The 2,154-nt window shown below is 32.3% G+C and carries 2 protein-coding genes; both read left to right on the plus strand.

Annotated features, from left to right (window positions below):
• Positions 1–401: 401 nt before the first annotated feature.
• Positions 402–779, plus strand: coding sequence for a hypothetical protein (locus PSN35_RS07320; protein WP_300031548.1), 378 nt, complete (start codon positions 402–404; stop codon positions 777–779).
• 30 nt (positions 780–809) lie between these two features.
• Positions 810–1,415 (plus strand): mobile mystery protein B, encoded by a 606-nt coding sequence (locus PSN35_RS07325; RefSeq protein ID WP_300031550.1) that lies wholly within the window; start codon positions 810–812, stop codon positions 1,413–1,415.
• The last annotated feature ends 739 nt before the right edge of the window (positions 1,416–2,154 follow it).

The raw sequence follows: 2,154 nt of genomic DNA on the forward strand, positions 1-2,154 counted from the left end.
TAGAAGTAATAGTAGCAATAGTAACCACTGTTGCTATTAAAGTACAAACACCCATTGTAGTGATTGCTGCAATGGGTGTTTGTGTTTATACAGCTTAGTTAAAGGTTATTTAAGAGTTCACACGGCGCTTCGCGCCGTGTGAACGGTGGAGTTGACCTGCGGTCTAACACTATATCCTTGGTGCGAAGCACCTTCGAACATAGCGTTCGACCTGACCAATTCTCCAGCATAAAAAAGATGCAAGCATCTAATATGCTGATACAATTGGCAGGTCAACTCCACCGATATTTGGTCTAAAAATAATCTGTCTGCTATAACTTATAGAAAAATTTTAAAAATACATTTTATTATTTAGCCACTTATGACATAATATAACTGTTTTATTTATTAGATTCATTGTCATGACTAGATTAGAATTACTTAAAAGAGTACAGAAAAGAAAAAAAGAAATTGGCTTAACGATTGATAATATCGCTAAACTTTCGAACCTTGGCAATAGAACTGTTACGCGTTTTTTAGCAGGTGAAGATGTGAAAATATCTACAGTAGAAAGTATAACTCAATTGCTAGGACTTGATTTCTCTGGTAATAAGGTTACTAGTATTGTTGATTTAGAACAAAATAGAGCTAAAGAAAAAGCTTTATATATAGTTTCACTTGTTCAAGACACTTCGTCTCTTGAAGAGCAAGGTTTAGACGATACACAATTAAACCTGTTGATGAAACAAGCTAAAGATAGTCTTTTACACCAATATAAGAAAAGATTATGGATCAATTAATCTAACTTTTAACTGTATTTAATTAAACCAATGAATGATAAAACCAAAATTACTGATGCTACTTATGGGAATGATTTATCAGGTTTAAAATTAGATAAGAATAAGACTTATAATGCTAGTGAGGTTTATTTTTATGAAGCTCAAAATATCTTGAAAGCAAGTATTGATTATTTATCAACCATACCTAATAAAAAATCAGCACCTTTTGATTATGATTTTTTCTTAAAGCTTCATAAAGAAATGTTTGGTGATGTATGGGACTGGGCTGGAAAAATGAGAATAGTTGAGCTTAATTTTGGTGTGAAAGCTTATCTTGTTAACGCTGAAGTTAAAAAACTGGCAGATGACTTACATTTTTGGAAGTCGAATAAGAGTTTTGATACTATTGAAATTGCAGCAAGATTGCACCATAGAGCTGTGGCTATCCATCCATTTTTAAATGGAAATGGTAGATGGTCTAGGATGCTTGCTAATATTTATTTAAAACAAAATGGCTTAGAACCTACTAAGTGGAATGAAAATCTACTTGCCAAAAAGAATATTCATAGAGGTGATTACATTCAAGCACTAAAACAGGCCGATAATGGTAATTACAAGCCACTTATAAAAATGCAAGGTAATATGATTAATAAATAGAAATAATTGGAATTGCGTACTATTTACTCGTTTACACGCCTCCCCACTTTGCCACCCAAAACTTAGCATAAAACAACAACAGCATTTTTATGTTTGTTACACAAAGCCTTTTGTAGCAACAAAAACTTAGGTTTTTGCTGATATGCAAATATTACAAAATAATCATTTATAACAAAACTAAAAAATAGATAAATACCACTATAAATCAATGTGTTACAGTACAACACTGTGATGTTTAGTCATGCCTTGACCCAAAGCACCTTTACAAGCGCTGATATCAAGCTTATTTACACTACCGTTTGTTAAATATGCTAATAACAAATACAGATGTAAAGAAACTGACAAATACTTCAACGTCAAGACACAGAACATTATTTGATAACTTAAAAGTTAAACTCCAAGAATATTTTCAAATCATTTGGTTAGTAGCTTCACATAAAAGGCATTTTAAATATTCAACTGTCAAAAGGTATAGGCGTTACTCAAAAAAATAGCGTGGTGGCAAGTTAAACGCAAGACCACTCAAAATGTAGGCGTTAGAACGCTTATTCGTGCGATTATAAGTTGAATTAAGGGTGCTACAGTTCATTATTGCATTTATTAATGGTGGTAATAGTTGTATTTTTTTAGTAGCCTGTCTAAGCATACTAGTTAAATGTGTAGATGTTGCTTTAGTGTTTGGTTAATAAATTTATTAGCACTCAAGCCTTGAGTGTGTGCCATACTTACCACACCAGCA

It is taken from the genome of Candidatus Thioglobus sp. (assembly GCF_028599055.1).
Classification (GTDB): Bacteria; Pseudomonadota; Gammaproteobacteria; order PS1; family Pseudothioglobaceae; genus Thioglobus_A.

What these genes read in the sequence shown, in the direction of transcription:
- PSN35_RS07325 (WP_300031550.1), top strand. Translation starts at nt 810, where the DNA reads ATGAATGATAAAACCAAAATTACTGATGCTACTTATGGGAATGATTTA.
- PSN35_RS07320 (WP_300031548.1), top strand. Translation starts at nt 402, where the DNA reads ATGACTAGATTAGAATTACTTAAAAGAGTACAGAAAAGAAAAAAAGAA.